The organism is Citrobacter sp. CK185, from assembly GCF_030333565.1.
GTDB classification, from domain to species: domain Bacteria; phylum Pseudomonadota; class Gammaproteobacteria; order Enterobacterales; family Enterobacteriaceae; genus Citrobacter_B; species Citrobacter_B koseri.
In genome coordinates this window covers 154,645-170,279 of the sequence record NZ_JAOWFR010000001.1, presented here as the reverse complement: position 1 = coordinate 170,279, position 15,635 = coordinate 154,645, and the positions used below count along the sequence as shown (strand labels likewise).

At 56.3% G+C, this 15,635-nt stretch carries 11 protein-coding genes; 1 reads left to right on the top strand and 10 read right to left on the bottom strand.

Going from position 1 to position 15,635, the window contains the following annotated elements; genetic code table 11:
* Window positions 1–3 precede the first annotated feature (3 nt).
* From apaG to lptD, 5 genes are read right to left on the bottom strand one after another with little or no spacing between them, the layout of a single operon-like run.
* Window positions 4–381: a Co2+/Mg2+ efflux facilitator ApaG/CorD gene (apaG, locus tag OGV79_RS00735; RefSeq protein WP_012134116.1), complete on the bottom strand. Its 378-nt coding sequence runs from the start codon at window positions 379–381 to the stop codon at window positions 4–6.
* 2 nt (window positions 382–383) lie between these two features.
* On the bottom strand, window positions 384–1,205 hold the full coding sequence (gene rsmA / locus OGV79_RS00730) for a 16S rRNA (adenine(1518)-N(6)/adenine(1519)-N(6))-dimethyltransferase RsmA (RefSeq protein WP_012134115.1): 822 nt from the start codon (window positions 1,203–1,205) through the stop codon (window positions 384–386).
* Complete coding sequence (gene pdxA / locus OGV79_RS00725; RefSeq protein WP_286466659.1) at window positions 1,202–2,191, bottom strand: 4-hydroxythreonine-4-phosphate dehydrogenase PdxA; 990 nt, start codon at window positions 2,189–2,191, stop codon at window positions 1,202–1,204. Before pdxA ends, rsmA begins: the two co-directional genes overlap by 4 nt.
* Window positions 2,191–3,477, bottom strand: a complete 1,287-nt coding sequence (gene surA, locus OGV79_RS00720) for a peptidylprolyl isomerase SurA (protein WP_047458976.1) — start codon at window positions 3,475–3,477, stop codon at window positions 2,191–2,193. The genes pdxA and surA overlap by 1 nt, the downstream gene beginning before the upstream one ends.
* Window positions 3,478–3,530: 53 nt before the next feature.
* Complete coding sequence (lptD, locus tag OGV79_RS00715) at window positions 3,531–5,888, bottom strand: LPS assembly protein LptD (RefSeq protein WP_049011438.1); 2,358 nt, start codon at window positions 5,886–5,888, stop codon at window positions 3,531–3,533.
* A gap of 375 nt (window positions 5,889–6,263) precedes the next feature.
* Between lptD and djlA the strand changes: the two genes are divergently transcribed.
* Window positions 6,264–7,076, top strand: a complete 813-nt coding sequence (gene djlA / locus OGV79_RS00710; RefSeq protein WP_200031210.1) for a co-chaperone DjlA — start codon at window positions 6,264–6,266, stop codon at window positions 7,074–7,076.
* 99 nt (window positions 7,077–7,175) lie between these two features.
* Here djlA and rluA read toward each other — a convergent pair whose 3' ends face one another.
* The 5 genes from rluA to araA form a co-directional block, all read right to left on the bottom strand.
* Window positions 7,176–7,835: a bifunctional tRNA pseudouridine(32) synthase/23S rRNA pseudouridine(746) synthase RluA gene (rluA, locus tag OGV79_RS00705; RefSeq protein ID WP_104867779.1), complete on the bottom strand. Its 660-nt coding sequence runs from the start codon at window positions 7,833–7,835 to the stop codon at window positions 7,176–7,178.
* An 11-nt stretch (window positions 7,836–7,846) separates the two neighbouring features.
* Window positions 7,847–10,753 carry an RNA polymerase-associated protein RapA gene (gene rapA, locus OGV79_RS00700; protein WP_199971791.1) on the bottom strand — a complete coding sequence of 969 codons (2,907 nt, stop codon included), beginning with the start codon at window positions 10,751–10,753 and terminating at the stop codon, window positions 7,847–7,849.
* A 131-nt stretch (window positions 10,754–10,884) separates the two neighbouring features.
* Window positions 10,885–13,236, bottom strand: a complete 2,352-nt coding sequence (polB, locus tag OGV79_RS00695; RefSeq protein ID WP_012134108.1) for a DNA polymerase II — start codon at window positions 13,234–13,236, stop codon at window positions 10,885–10,887.
* A 97-nt stretch (window positions 13,237–13,333) separates the two neighbouring features.
* Window positions 13,334–14,029, bottom strand: coding sequence for an L-ribulose-5-phosphate 4-epimerase (araD, locus tag OGV79_RS00690; RefSeq protein WP_286466655.1), 696 nt, complete (start codon window positions 14,027–14,029; stop codon window positions 13,334–13,336).
* Window positions 14,030–14,127: 98 nt separating this feature from the next.
* Complete coding sequence (araA, locus tag OGV79_RS00685) at window positions 14,128–15,630, bottom strand: L-arabinose isomerase (protein ID WP_047458964.1); 1,503 nt, start codon at window positions 15,628–15,630, stop codon at window positions 14,128–14,130.
* Window positions 15,631–15,635 lie beyond the last annotated feature (5 nt).

Genomic DNA, 15,635 nt, shown 5'->3' with positions numbered 1-15,635 from the left:
GTTTTAATGAATAAGTGTTGGAACGGCGAGTCGGAACACGGGAATATCGATAGTAAAGGCGACGCCTTTTTCATCGATCATTTCGTAGTGACCCTGCATGGTGCCCAGCGGCGTTTCAATAACGGCGCCGCTGGTGTACTGGTACTCTTCTCCGGGCGCGATGTGCGGCTGCACGCCAACCACACCTTCGCCCTGTACTTCGGTTTCGCGGCCATGACCATTGGTTATCAGCCAATAACGCCCCAACAACTGCACTGGCGCTCGCCCCAAATTGCGGATGGTTACCGTGTATGCGAATACGTAACGTTCATCATCAGGTGAAGATTGCGCTTCAATGTAGACGCTCTGAACCTGAATACACACTCGGGGCGAATTGATCATGCTTAACTCTCCTTCGAAGGCGCGTTTTCTGACAGATAGTTCGCCATCTGGCAATATTGCGCGACAGAGATATTTTCCGCTCGCAATGCCGGGTCAATGCCCAGTTCCGTCAGCACCTCGACGCTGAACAGATTGCCGAGGCTGTTGCGAATCGTTTTACGACGCTGGTTAAACGCCTCGGTGGTGATGCGGCTCAACACGCGTATGTCTTTCACCGGATACGGCATCGTCGTGTGAGGCACCAGACGCACAACGGCGGAATCGACTTTAGGCGGCGGCGTGAAGGCGGATGGTGGCACTTCCAGCACCGGGATCACCTGGCAATAATATTGCGCCATGACGCTTAATCGACCATACGCCTTACTGTTCGGCCCTGCAACCAGACGATTGACCACTTCTTTTTGCAACATAAAGTGCATGTCGGCAATGGCATCAGTATAGCTAAAGAGGTGGAACATCAACGGGGTGGAGATGTTGTAGGGCAAATTGCCGAATACGCGCAGCGGCTGACCTATCTTCTCAGACAGCTCACCGAAGTTCATGGTCATGGCATCTTGCTGATAAATCGTCAGTTTCGGCCCCAAAAACGGGTGCGTTTGCAGACGCGCGGCCAGATCGCGGTCAAGTTCGATCACCGTGAGCTGGTCCAGACGTTCGCCGACAGGCTCCGTCAGCGCCGCCAGACCGGGGCCGATTTCGACCATTGCCTGACCCTTTTGCGGGTTAATGGCGGAGACAATACTGTCGATCACAAACTGATCGTTGAGAAAGTTTTGCCCGAAACGTTTACGGGCTAAGTGGCCCTGATGGACTCGATTATTCATTGGGTATTAACAATCATTTTGATGGCGAGATTAAGCGCCGTAATAAAACTGCCGACATCCGCTTGCCCCCGACCCGCCAGTTCAAGCGCGGTGCCGTGGTCTACGGATGTTCGAATAAAAGGCAGGCCCAGCGTGATATTCACGCCGCGACCAAATCCCTGGTATTTTAGCACGGGGAGACCCTGATCGTGGTACATCGCTAGCACGGCATCGGCATGATCGAGATATTTAGGCTGGAAAAGCGTGTCGGCGGGCAAAGGGCCGCTTAAGCGCATCCCCTGAGCGCGCAGATCATCCAGTACCGGAACGATCGTGTCGATCTCTTCGGTTCCCATATGGCCGCCTTCACCCGCATGCGGATTTAGCCCGCACACCAGAATATGCGGATCGGCAAGGCCGAATTTCGTGCGTAAATCATGATGCAGAATGCCGATCACCTCATGCAGCAAAGTGGGGGTAATGGCGTCGGCAACCGCTCTTAACGGCAGGTGCGTTGTCGCCAGCGCGACCCGCAGCTCCTCGGTGGCCAGCATCATCACCACTTTCTTCGCCTGCGAACGCGCTTCAAAAAACTCCGTGTGTCCGGTAAACGGTACGCCAGCGTCATTGATGACGCCTTTGTGAACCGGCCCGGTGATCAGCGCCGCAAATTCCCCTTGCAGACAACCGTCGCAGGCGCGCGCCAGCGTATCCACCACATACTGCCCATTCTCAACGCTGAGTTGACCTGGGGTGACAGGAGCGCGAAGCGCTGTCGGCAACAGGGTCAGCGTGCCGGCGGATTGCGGTTTTGCAGGGTGATTTGGCGAGTAGGGAAGAAGCGAGAGGGGCAAACCGAGCAACGCGGCCCGGTCGGTTAACAGACGGGCATCTGCACAGACGACGAGTTCGACTGGCCACTCACGCTGTGCGAGCTGAACGACTAAGTCAGGACCAATCCCGGCGGGTTCGCCGGGAGTGATAACAACGCGTTGAACCGTAACCATTAATTGCTCAGGATTTTAACGTAAGCGCTGGCGCGTTGTTCCTGCATCCAGGTTGCCGCTTCTTCCGAGAACTTACGGTTCATCAGCATACGGTAAGCTCTGTCTTTCTGCGCCGCGTCGGTTTTATCAACGTTACGCGTATCCAGCAGTTCGATCAGGTGCCAGCCAAAGGAGGAGTGCACCGGGGCGCTCATCTGGCCTTTGTTGAGGCGGGTCAGCGCGTCGCGGAAGGCAGGATCGAAAATATCCGCTGCCGCCCAGCCCAGATCGCCGCCCTGGTTGGCAGAACCCGGGTCCTGTGAAAACTCTTTCGCTGCGGCAGCAAAGGTCGTTTTGCCGCTCTTAATGTCTGCTGCGATCTCTTCCAGTTTCAGGCGCGCCTGTTGATCGGTCATGATCGGCGAGGGTTTCAGCAGAATATGGCGGGCATGAACTTCAGTGACGGAGATGCTCTGGCTCTGGCCGCGCAGATCGTTCACTTTCAGAATGTGGAAGCCAACGCCGGAACGAATCGGGCCAACGATGTCGCCTTTTTTCGCCGTGCTCAGCGCCTGCGCGAAAATGCCCGGCAGCTCCTGAATACGTCCCCAGCCCATCTGGCCGCCTTTCAGCGCCTGCTGGTCGGCTGAGTAGGTGATCGCCAGTTTGCCGAAATCACTGCCGTTACGCGCTTCATCAACAATCGAACGCGCCTGGGCTTCCGCTTCGCTTACCTGATCCGACGTCGGGTTTTCCGGCAGCGGGATCAGAATGTGGCTCAGGTTCAGCTCTGTGCTGGCATCGTTCTGGTTACCGACCTGTTGGGCCAGCGCATCCACTTCCTGCGGCAGGATGGTGACGCGACGACGCACTTCGTTGTTACGCACTTCGGAGATGATCATCTCTTTGCGGATCTGGCTACGGTAGGTTGAGTAGCTCAGACCATCGTAAGCCAGACGGCTGCGCATCTGGTCCAGCGTCATGTTGTTCTGTTTAGCGATATTGGCGATAGCCTGATCCAGCTGTTCATCAGAGATTTTCACTCCCATCTTCTGACCCATCTGGAGAACGATTTGATCCATGATCAAACGTTCCAGGATCTGATGACGTAGCGTGGCATCATCAGGAAGCTGCTGACCAGCCTGACCCGCATTAAGTTTTACTGATTGCATTAAGCCATCAACGTCGCTTTCCAGCACGACGCCGTTATTGACGACGGCTGCGACTTTATCGACCACCTGCGGGGCAGCGAAACTGGTATTCGCGATCATGGCGATACCGAGAAGCAGCGTTTTCCAGTTCTTCATACTTTTTCCATTTCAATTAACCGCAATGCGGATTACGTGGTAAATCAATCAAATCACAGAGAGCTTTGATACGGCAAAATGTTCGAACGCAACATCTCTTTGGTGCCGAGACCGTAGTTGGAGCTCAGACCACGCAATTCAATGTTAAAGCCGATCACGTTGTCATAAACAGCGTGTTCTTTATCGTTATCCCAACCGTTCAGCTTACGCTCATAACCGAAGCGAATCGCATAGCAGCAGGAGTTGTACTGCACGCCGAGCATCTGGTCGGCAGGCTTATTCACATTGGTATCAAAGTAGTAAGCGCCTACGATAGACCAACGATCGGCAATCGGCCAACTGGCAACGCCCCCGACCTGGGAAATCCCGTTTTTATACTGCTCCGCAGTGGAATAAGACGGCAGCGTAGCCTGAATATATTCCGCGCTGGCATAACGGTAGTTCAACTGCAAGAGACGATTTTCATCGCGACGGTATTCGATCGTACTGCTGCTGGTCGCGACGCTGTCCAGACGCGTGTCGTACTGAATGCCGCTACGCAGTCCCCAGCGGTCGGAGATACGCCAGTAGGTGTCGCCCGCCCAAACCAGTGAGCCCGTTTTGTCGTCATTCTCCCAGGTTATGTTGTCATCGCCGGTGCGAGACTCCGTGAAATAGTAGATTTGACCCACGGAAACATTAAAACGTTCAATTGCGGCATCATCATAAATACGCGATGTGACGCCGGTCGTGACCTGGTTTGCGGAGGCGATACGGTCCAGACCGCCATATGTGCGGTCGCGGAACAGGCCGCTGTAGTCGGACTGCAATAATGAGGAGTCGTAGTTATTGATGCTGCTCTGGTTACGATAGGGAACGTACAGATACTGCGCGCGCGGCTCCAGCGTCTGGGTGTAACCCGGCGCCAACGTCGTCATATCGCGTTCAAACACCATCCTGCCGTCGACTTTGAACTGCGGCATTACGCGGTTAACCGACTCATCGAGTTTATTGACGTTTCGCGAATTGTTGTTGTACGAGTCCAGATTGGTTTGCTGGTAGTGCGTCGCCAGCAGCTTCGCTTCAGTATTGATGCTGCCCCACTGATTCGATAACGGCAGATTGATGGTTGGCTCTAGGTGAACGCGAGTCGCTTCCGGCATGTTGTCTCGGGTGTTTACAAACTTCACGGCCTGGCCGTAAATACGCGTATCGAATGGACCAACGTCATTCTGGTAGAAGTTAACGTCTAACTGCGGCTCAGCGGAGTAACTGCTGGTATTCTGATCGCTGAATACCTGGAACTGTTTGGTTGACACCGTGGCATCAAAGTTCTGCACGGCATAGCCGACGCTGAATTTCTGCGTGGCGTAACCGTCGGTACTGGAACCGTACTTATTGTCAAAGTCATTGAAGTAGCTGGAGTCGCTGACCTTGGTATAGTCGACATTAAAGCGCCATACCTGATCCATCACGCCGCCATGACGCCAGTAGAACAACCAGCGACGGGAGTTGCTGTCGTTCGGATGCTCATCGTCGTAAACGCGATCGGAATTCAGATAGTCGAACTCCATTAAACCCGCGCCCGCCTGGCTGAGGTAGCGGAACTCATTCTCCCACATGACACCGCCACGACGGTGCATATAATGCGGCGTAATGGTGGCGTCCATATTGGGCGCGATGTTCCAGTAATACGGCAGGTAGAACTCAAAATAGTTCTTGGTGGTGTACTTCGCGTTCGGGATCAGGAAACCGGAGCGGCGTTTGTCACCGACCGGCAGCTGTAAATAAGGGCTGTAAAAGACGGGAACCGGACCCAGTTTAAAACGGGCGTTCCAGATTTCCGCTACCTGCTCTTCACGATCGTGAATCACTTCGCTGCCCACAACGCTCCAGGTATCGGAGCCTGGCAGACAGGAGGTAAAGCTGCCATTTTCCAGAATGGTATAGCGGTTTTCGCCACGCTGCTTCATCAGGTCCGCTTTCCCGCGTCCCTGACGGCCGACCATCTGGTAGTCGCCTTCCCACACGTTTGTGTCTTTGGTGTTCAGGTTCGCCCAGCCTTTCGGCCCCTTCAGAATAACCTGATTGTCGTCATAATGGACGTTGCCGAGCGCATCGACGGTACGCACCGGTTCCGGCTGGCCTGGCGCCTCTTTTTGATGGAGTTGCACCTCGTCAGCTTGCAGGCGACTGTTACCCTGGTTGATATCGACATTACCGGTGAATACCGCGTCGTCCGGGTAGTTCCCTTTCGCGTGATCGGCGTTGATCGTCACGGGTAATTCGTTCGTCTCGCCTTTCACCAGAGGACGGTCGTAGCTTGGCACACCCAACATGCACTGCGAGGCAAGGTCGGCGGCCAGTCCCTGCTGACTATAAAGGGCGCTGGCGATCATGGTGGCCAGGAAAGTGGGAATACGTTTTTTCATACGTTGTATTTATTGTTCCATCATCAGTAGCGTTGCGCGTGACAAACGGTCAGAGACTAACGTACTCATCTTCACTACGCTAGTGTTAATCCTGTCCCTTTTCTACCCGTCGTCTTTCAGGTTGCGCTTTCGTGGACGTTATTCGCATGCCCCGGCGACTTGCCTGGATAAGCGTCTGGCGGCTGTGCGTCGGTCTTGCTGCAACGTGAAATCCAATGGGTATGTGTCTGTGGTGTTAGGCACGGCATTGAATGACAGGTATGATAATGCAAATTATAGGCGATGTCCCACAATTGACCGCAGCCTTCATTCCAGGAAAAGCACTCTATATTGTGGGACATAGCCTCACTGTCAGCGTAAAGATTTGGGGAGTCTATGCAGTACTGGGGAAAGATTGTAGGTGTCGCAGTGGCGCTGATGATGGGAGGCGGCTTCTGGGGCGTGGTATTAGGTCTGCTGATAGGCCACATGTTCGACAAAGCCCGCAGCCGCAAAATGGCATGGTTCGCCAATCAGCGTGAACGGCAGGCACTGTTTTTCGCCACCACTTTTGAGGTCATGGGGCATTTAACCAAATCGAAAGGGCGAGTGACGGAAGCGGATATCCATATTGCCAGCCAGTTGATGGACCGGATGAACTTACACGGCGAATCACGTACCGCCGCCCAACACGCGTTTCGCGTGGGAAAATCGGATAATTACCCGTTACGTGAAAAAATGCGCCAGTTTCGCAGCGTCTGCTTTGGGCGGTTTGATCTGATACGGATGTTTCTGGAAATTCAGATTCAGGCGGCGTTTGCGGATGGAACGCTCCACCCGAACGAGCGGGAAGTGCTGTACGTTATCGCCGAGGAGCTGGGGATTTCCCGCGCTCAGTTCGATCAGTTCTTACGCATGATGCAGGGCGGGGCGCAGTTTGGCGGCGGTTATCAGCAACAGCAGTCCGGCGGCTGGCAGCAGGCGCAGCGTGGCCCTACGCTGGAAGATGCCTGCAACGTGCTGGGGGTTAAGCCGACAGATGATTCGACAACCATTAAACGCGCGTACCGCAGACTGATGAGCGAGCACCACCCGGACAAACTGGTCGCAAAAGGGTTGCCGCCGGAGATGATGGAGATGGCGAAGCAAAAAGCGCAGGAAATTCAGAAAGCGTATGAAATGATTAAAGAGCAGAAAGGTTTTAAATAATGGTTTTGCCGGATGGCGACGTAAAGCGTCTTATCCGGCCTACGTTGAGAACGGTAGGCCGGGCAAGCGAAGCGCCCCCGGCACAAATGGGCACAGAATTTAAAAATCTACCGGGGCTTTAAAGGTCATACTGTTGCCATACGCGGGATGGGTGATGGTCAGCGTTTCGGCATGCAGCAACAGACGCGACGCCATCGCCAGCGCTTCTGGCGACGCGTAGAAGCGATCGCCGAGAATAGGGTGCCCCAACGCCAGCATATGCACACGCAGCTGATGAGAACGCCCGGTAATCGGTTTAAGCACCACCCGTGCGGTGTTATCCGCAGCGAAGTCCACCACCTCATACCCGGTTTGCGCAGGCTTACCCGTCTCATAACACACTTTCTGTTTCGGCCTGTTCGGCCAGTCGCAGATCAGCGGTAAATCAACCAGCCCTTCGGCAGGGGCTGGATGCCCCCACACGCGCGCAACGTACTGTTTTTTCGGTTCACGCTCGCGGAACTGGCGTTTCAGCTCCCGTTCCGCCGCTTTGGTCAGCGCCACTACAATCACGCCGCTGGTCGCCATATCCAGACGATGCACCGACTCCGCCTGCGGATAATCGCGTTGAATACGCGTCATCACGCTATCTTTGTGCTCCTCAAGGCGGCCCGGCACGGACAACAAGCCGCTGGGCTTGTTGACCACCATAATGTGCTCATCCTGATACAGGATAATCAGCCAGGGCTCCTGCGGCGGATTGTAGTTTTCCATCCCCATTTTTTGCTCCGTTACTGATGCGTGACGACGATAAGACGCAAGGCATCCAGACGCCAGTTGGCCTGATCAAGGCTTTCCATTACCTGCTGACGGTTGCTGTCGATCGCCGCAAGTTCATCATCACGGATGTTCGGGTTAACGGCGCGCAGCGCTTCCAGACGCGACAGTTCGGCAGACAGTTTTTCATCCGCTTCGCTACGCGCGGCGTCGATCAGCGCCCGGGCCGATTTCTCCGCCTGCGCTTCGCCCAGTTGCAGAATCGCGTGTACGTCCTGTTGCACCGCGTTGACCAGCTTGCTGCCGGTATGACGGTTAACGGCGCTCAGCTGGCGGTTGAAGGTTTCAAACTCCACCTGCGCGGCCAGGTTATTGCCGTTTTTATCCAGCAGCATACGCACTGGCGTCGGCGGCAGGAAACGGTTAAGCTGTAAATGTTTCGGCGCCTGCGCTTCAACGACATACACCAGTTCCACCAGCAGCGTTCCCACCGGCAACGCTTTGTTTTTCAACAGTGAAATCGTGCTGCTGCCGGTATCGCCAGACAGAATCAGATCCAGGCCGTTGCGAATCAGCGGATGTTCCCAGGTAACGAACTGCGCATCTTCACGCGACAGCGCCACATCACGCTCGAACGTAATGGTGCAGCCATCTTCCGGCAGGCCAGGGAAGTCCGGCACCAGCATATGATCGGAAGGCGTCAGCACAATCAGGTTCTCACCACGGTCATCCTGATTAATCCCGACGATATCAAACAGGTTCATGGCGAAGGCGATCAGGCTGGTGTCGTCATCCTGTTCTTCAATGCTCTCTGCCAGCGCCTGCGCTTTCTCGCCGCCGTTAGAGTTGATCTCCAGCAGACGGTCGCGCCCTTGCTCCAGCTGCGCCTTCAGCGCTTCGTGCTGCTCGCGGCAGGTTTTGATCAGCGCGTCAAAACCGTCGGTGTTTTCAGGCGTCGCCAGGTAAGCGATCAGATCGTGATACACCGTATCGTAGATGGCGCGACCGGTCGGGCAGGTGTGCTCAAAGGCATCCAGCCCTTCGTGATACCAGCGAACCAGCACGGACTGCGCGGTTTTTTCCAGATACGGAACGTGGATCTGAATATCGTGCGCCTGGCCGATACGGTCCAGACGGCCAATACGCTGCTCCAGCAAATCCGGGTTAAACGGCAGGTCAAACATCACCAGGTTGCTGGCGAACTGGAAGTTACGGCCTTCAGAACCAATTTCCGAGCACAGCAGAACCTGCGCGCCGCTGTCTTCTTCGCTAAACCACGCGGCGGCGCGGTCGCGTTCAATAATGGACATGCCTTCATGGAATACGGCGGCGCGAATGCCTTCGCGCTCGCGCAGCACCTGCTCCAGTTGCAGCGCGGTGGCGGCTTTCGCGCAGATCACCAGCACTTTCTGCGAGCGGTGGCTGGTCAGATGCCCCATCAGCCACTCCACGCGCGGGTCGAAGTTCCACCAGGTGCCGCTATCCCCTTCGAATTCCTGATAAATCTGCTCCGGGTAGAGCATATCGCGCGCTCTGTCCTCCGCGCTTTTACGCGCGCCCATAATGCCGGAGACTTTAATCGCCGTCTGATATTGCGTTGGCAGCGGCAGCTTGATGGTGTGCAGCTCGCGTTTCGGGAAGCCTTTGACGCCGTTACGGGTGTTGCGGAACAGTACGCGGCTGGTGCCGTGTCTGTCCATCAGCATGGAGACCAGTTCCTGGCGGGCATTCTGCGCGCCATCGCGGTCGCTGTTCGCCGTTTGCAGCAGCGGTTCGATGTCCTGCTCGCCAATCAGGTCGCCGAGCATGTTCAGCTCTTCGTTGCTCAGCTTGTTGCCTGCCAGCAGCATGGCGACGGCGTCGGCGACCGGGCGATAATTTTTTTGCTCTTCGACAAATTGTTCGAAGTCGTGGAAACGGCTCGGGTCGAGCAGACGCAGGCGGGCGAAGTGGCTTTCCATGCCCAGCTGTTCCGGCGTTGCGGTCAGCAGCAGGACGCCAGGCACGCGTTCCGCCAGTTGTTCAATCGCCATATATTCGCGGCTTGGCGCGTCTTCGCTCCACACCAGGTGGTGAGCTTCATCGACGACCAGCAGGTCCCATTGTGCGTCGCACAGATGTTCCAGACGCTGTTTGTTGCGACGCGCGAAGTCCAGCGAGCAGATAACCAGTTGCTCGGTTTCAAACGGGTTGTAGGCATCGTGCTGGGCTTCGGTGTAACGCTCGTCGTCGAACAGCGCGAAGCGCAGGTTGAAGCGGCGCAGCATTTCAACCAGCCACTGATGCTGCAAAGTTTCCGGGACGATGATCAGCACGCGTTCCGCCGCGCCAGACAGCAGCTGTTGGTGCAGGATCATCCCGGCTTCGATGGTTTTTCCTAAGCCCACTTCATCCGCCAGCAGGACGCGCGGCGCGTGGCGGCGACCGACATCATGGGCAATGTTGAGCTGGTGGGGAATCAGGCTGGTGCGCTGACCGCGCAGGCCGCTCCACGGCATGCGGTACTGCTCGCTCTGAAATTTACGTGCGCGGTAGCGCAGAGCGAATCGGTCCATCCGGTCGATTTGCCCGGCGAACAGGCGATCCTGCGGTTTACTGAAAACCAGCTTGCTGTCGAGCAGGACTTCACGCAGCGTGACGGCGGTTTCTTCGGTATCAAGGCGGGTGCCAGTATAGGCAAGCAGGCCGTTTTCTTCTTTTACTTCATCGATTTGTAGCTGCCAGCCTTCATGGCTTGTAATCGTATCACCAGGGTTAAACATCACGCGGGTCACGGGGGAGTCACTGCGCGCATACAGACGGTTTTCACCTGTCGCCGGGAAAAGTAAGGTGACAGTTCGCGCATCCATCGCGACGACGGTTCCAAGTCCCAATTCGCTTTCTGTATCGCTGATCCAGCGTTGACCAAGTGTAAAAGGCATATATGTTCGGCTCTATATCTTTAATTGCAGGCAATAATCACCCGCTACCAAAATAGAATGGCAGCAGTGTTAATTGGGTCCAGGAATGGAAAGGGCGCTATGGTAATGGATGGCGGCGCATTCGTCACGCGTCAAAATAACCCCAGTTGTCCTGTGAGTAGTGTAGCAAAATTATCATCGATGAAGGGAAGTATTCCCTCTGCGACCGGCTGTAGCTGGCGGGTTAAATAGTGCTCGTAATCCAGCGGTGAATGCCGGTAATCCAGCGGCTCAGGGCCGTTAGTCGTCCACACGTATTTGATCGTGCCGCGGTTCTGATACTGCGCCGGGCGCCCCAGCTTGATGTTTTGTTCATCGGCGAGCCGGGCGGCGCGAACGTGCGGCGGAACGTTACGCTGATATTCGCTCAACGGGCGGCGCAGTCGCTTGCGGTAAACCAGCTGTTCATCCAGCTTGCCCGTCATCAGGTTATCGATGGTTTCCCGGACATACTCCTGATAGGGTTCCTGGCGGAAGATACGCAGGTAAAGCTCCTGCTGGAATCGCTGCGCCAGCGGCGTCCAGTCGGTGCGCACGGTCTCCAGCCCTTTAAATACCATTCGCTGCTTCTCGCCTTCCTGAATCAGCCCGGCATAGCGCTTTTTGCTGCCGGTGTCCGCCCCGCGAATGGTCGGCATCAGAAAACGGCGGAAGTGGGTTTCAAACTCTAATTCCAGCGCGCTGGTCAGCTTTTGCTGTTGCAGGGATTGCGTCCACCAGTCATTCACATGACGCACCAGCTCGCGGCCAATCCTTGCCGCCTCGTCTTCAGAATGCGCGCCTTTCAGCCAGACGAAAGTGGAATCCGTATCGCCGTAGATCACGTCATAGCCCTGCGCCTCGATCAGCGCTTTGGTCTGACGCATGATCGCGTGGCCGCGCATGGTGATCGACGAGGCCAGTCGGGGATCGAAAAAGCGGCAGGCCGTCGTCCCGAGCACGCCGTAAAACGCATTCATGATGATCTTCAGCGCCTGGGACAGCGGTTTATTGCCGTGGCGTTTGGCCTCATCGCGCCCATGCCAGATCTGCGTGACGATCTCCGGGAGACAGTGCGTTTCTCGCGAGAACCAGGCGTCAAGAAAGCCTTCGGTGCTGTGTGTCGGGTCCGGTTGTGCCATCCCTTCCACCAGCCCAACCGGGTCGATCAGGAACGTGCGAATGATCGACGGGTACAGGCTCTTATAATCCAGCACCAGTACGGAGTCATACAGGCCAGGGCGCGAGTCCATCACGTAACCGCCAGGACTGGCATGCGGCGGGACTTCACCGAGATTCGGCGCAACGTAACCGGCGCGATGCATACGGGGAAAATAGAGATGACCGAAGGCGGCGACAGAACCGCCGTGGCGGTCAGCGGGCAGACCGTTAACGGTGGCGCGCTCCAGTAAAAACGGCATGATCTCCGTCTTATGAAAAATCTGCGTCACCAGCTCGCAGTCCTTGAGGTTATATGTGGCGAGCGCGGGCTTATCTTCGGCGAAACGGCGGTCAATTTCGTCCATTCTGTCCCAGGGATTATCGATCGATTTCCCTTCGCCAAGCAGCTCCTGGGCCACGGTTTCCAGTGAAAATGATGAGAAATTCCAGAACGCGGATTTGAGCGCTTCAATGCCGTCAATAATCAACCGCCCTTTGGCCTGGGCGAAAAACACGCCGTTCTTGAAACCGTGCTCGCGCCATTCCAGCTCGGTGTTGTCGCGCCCCAGACGTAAAGGGATACGATAGCGCTCGGCATGTTTTTGCAGGACGCGTAAATCAAACTGCACCACGTTCCAGCCGATGATCACATCGGGATCGTGCCGGGCAAACCAGTCGTTGAGTTTTTCCAGCAGCAGCGGGCGACTCGCCGCATACTCAAGCTGGAAATCCAGCGCCGAGGCATCGCCATTCGCCGGGCCGAGCATAAAAACGACGCGTTGCCCGCAGCCTTGCAGGCCAATGCAGTACAGCTCGCCGTGTCGGGTGGTTTCAATATCCAGCGATACCCATTTCAGCGGGGGACGGTAGTCTGGGTGCGGTTTCAGGCGGGCATTGACGATCGCGCCGTCTTTTGTGTCGCCCTCCAGCCAAACGGGAGCGGTGATAAACCGCTCCATCAGGTAACGTTCCGGCGGGCGCACATCGGCTTCATAGACCGTTACGCCCTGTTCTTTCAGCTGTTTTTCCAGACGCATCAGCTGTCGGTGCGAGCGGCAGTACAACCCCGAGACGGGCTGGCGATGAAAATCCTGCAAATTGAGCGGCGTCAGGCGATAGCCATTTTCTGTGCGCAGCAGCGAGGTGACGCGGGCGGCCTGATGCGTAGGGATAAACGCGACCGACTCCTGCGGCGCGAGCGTGACCTGCAAAGGACCGGTGTCCGTTGCCAGCCAGAATGAGACCTCTGTTCCTTGCGGGGTATCCCGCCAGTGCCGGGTTAAAATAAAACCTGCCTGCGCCACGCTGCGTACTCATTAAAAAACCAGGCATGATTATAGCCTGGTTCGGAACGTTTTGCTGTGGTTTTATACAGGTATGGTTGCGCCGTCGGGCTATCCATTACTGCCCGTAATAAGCCTTCGCCCCGTGTTTGCGCAGGTAGTGCTTATCCAGCAACGTTTGCTGCATATCCGGCAACTGTGGCGCAAGCTGGCGGCAGAAGATGCCCATACAGGCGACCTCCTCCAGCACAATGGCGTTATGCACCGCGTCTTCGGCGTTTTTGCCCCAGGTGAATGGACCGTGTGAATGCACCAGCACGCCCGGCATCTGCGCGGCATCGATACCCTGTTTTTCAAAGGTTTCGACGATGACGTTGCCCGTTTCCCATTCATATTCGCCGTTGATCTCCGCATCGGTCATTTTGCGCGTGCAGGGGATCGTGCCGTAAAAATAGTCCGCATGGGTCGTCCCCGTCGCCGGAATGGATTGCCCGGCCTGCGCCCAGATGGTCGCGTGGCGCGAATGGGTGTGGACGATGCCGCCAATCGACGGGAAAGACTGATACAACAGACGGTGGGTCGGCGTATCGGAGGAGGGCTTTTTCGTTCCTTCCACCACTTCACCCGTGGCAATGCTGACTACCACCATATCCTCTGCGCTCATCACGCTGTAGTCGACGCCGGAAGGTTTAATGATGAAGACGCCGCGATCGCGATCGACGGCGCTGACGTTCCCCCAGGTGAGAGTCACCAGATTGTGTTTTGGTAGCGCCAGATTGGCTTCCAGCACCTGACGTTTGAGATCTTCTAACATAGCTGTCTCCACGCCGGATGGCGCTGCGCTTATCCGGCCTACAAGGTTGGTGCGACCTGTAGGCCGGATAAGGCATTTACGCCGCTATCCGGCAACTGTTAACGTTTGAAACCGTAATAAACTTCGTTCCAGCGCAGCGCGTCTTTAAAGGCGGGCAGACGGGTATCGTTATCGATGACGGTGATTTCGATATCGTGCATCTCTGCGAACTGGCGCATATCGTTCAGATCCAGCGCATGGCTGAAGACGGTGTGGTGCGCGCCACCGGCGAGAATCCACGCTTCGGATGCGGTGGTCAGATCCGGCTGGGCTTTCCACAGCGCGTTGGCGACCGGCAGTTTCGGCAGGTCATGCGGCGTTTTTACGGTGTCGATGCAGTTGACCAGCAGACGATAGCGATCGCCGAGGTCGATCAGGCTGGCGACGATCGCCGGGCCGGTTTGGGTGTTGAAGATCAGACGTGCGGGCGCGTCTTTACCTCCGATGCCGAGGTGCTGCACGTCGAGGATCGGTTTTTCTTCCACCGCGATAGACGGGCATACTTCCAGCATGTGCGAGCCGAGCACCAGATCGTTGCCCTTCTCAAAGTGGTAGGTGTAATCCTCCATAAATGAGGTGCCGCCCGGCAAACCGCCAGACATCACTTTCATGATGCGAAGCAGCGCGGCGGTTTTCCAGTCGCCTTCGCCAGCGAAACCGTAGCCCTGTTGCATCAGACGCTGTACGGCCAGTCCTGGGAGCTGCTTCAGGCCATGCAAATCTTCAAACGTCGTGGTGAACGCGTGGAAGCCGCCCTGTTCCAGAAAGCGCTTCATGCCCAGTTCAATACGCGCGGCTTCCAGCACGTTCTGCCGCTTGTCGCCGTGAATTTGCGTCGCGGGCGTCAGGGTATAGCGGCTTTCGTATTCATCCACCAGCGCGTTAATGTCGCCGTCGCTAACCGCATTCACGACCTGCACCAGGTCGCCCACCGCCCAGGTATTCACCGAGAAGCCGAACTTGATCTGCGCCGCCACTTTATCGCCGTCGGTCACGGCCACTTCACGCATGTTGTCGCCAAAGCGGCACACTTTCAGGTGGCGGGTATCCTGTCTGGAGACCGCCTGGCGCATCCATGAGCCGATACGCGCGTGCGCGTGTTTATCCTGCCAGTGACCGGTCACTACCGCGTGCTGCTGGCGCATACGCGCGCCGATAAAACCAAACTCGCGTCCGCCATGTGCGGTCTGATTCAGGTTCATAAAGTCCATGTCGATGCTGTCCCACGGCAGGGCGGCATTGAACTGGGTGTGGAACTGCAACAGCGGCTTGTTGAGAATACTCAGCCCGTTAATCCACATTTTCGCGGGCGAGAAGGTGTGCAGCCAGACCACCAGGCCCGCACAGCGATCGTCATAACTGGCGTCACGACAAATCGCGGTGATCTCGTCAGGCGACGTCCCCAGCGGCTTCAGCACCAGTTTGCAGGGCAGTTTTGCTTCGGTATTCAGCGCCTTTACCACATGTTCGGCATGCTGAGTAACCTGGCGCAGCGTTTCAGAGCCATACAAATGCTGGCTGCCAATCACAAACCACACTTCATAGTTGTCAAAAATCGTCATTGTCG

What these genes read in the sequence shown, in the direction of transcription:
- apaG (WP_012134116.1), bottom strand. Translation starts at nt 381, where the DNA reads ATGATCAATTCGCCCCGAGTGTGTATTCAGGTTCAGAGCGTCTACATT.
- rsmA (WP_012134115.1), bottom strand. Translation starts at nt 1,205, where the DNA reads ATGAATAATCGAGTCCATCAGGGCCACTTAGCCCGTAAACGTTTCGGG.
- pdxA (WP_286466659.1), bottom strand. Translation starts at nt 2,191, where the DNA reads ATGGTTACGGTTCAACGCGTTGTTATCACTCCCGGCGAACCCGCCGGG.
- surA (WP_047458976.1), bottom strand. Translation starts at nt 3,477, where the DNA reads ATGAAGAACTGGAAAACGCTGCTTCTCGGTATCGCCATGATCGCGAAT.
- lptD (WP_049011438.1), bottom strand. Translation starts at nt 5,888, where the DNA reads ATGAAAAAACGTATTCCCACTTTCCTGGCCACCATGATCGCCAGCGCC.
- djlA (WP_200031210.1), top strand. Translation starts at nt 6,264, where the DNA reads ATGCAGTACTGGGGAAAGATTGTAGGTGTCGCAGTGGCGCTGATGATG.
- rluA (WP_104867779.1), bottom strand. Translation starts at nt 7,835, where the DNA reads ATGGGGATGGAAAACTACAATCCGCCGCAGGAGCCCTGGCTGATTATC.
- rapA (WP_199971791.1), bottom strand. Translation starts at nt 10,753, where the DNA reads ATGCCTTTTACACTTGGTCAACGCTGGATCAGCGATACAGAAAGCGAA.
- araD (WP_286466655.1), bottom strand. Translation starts at nt 14,029, where the DNA reads ATGTTAGAAGATCTCAAACGTCAGGTGCTGGAAGCCAATCTGGCGCTA.
- araA (WP_047458964.1), bottom strand. Translation starts at nt 15,630, where the DNA reads ATGACGATTTTTGACAACTATGAAGTGTGGTTTGTGATTGGCAGCCAG.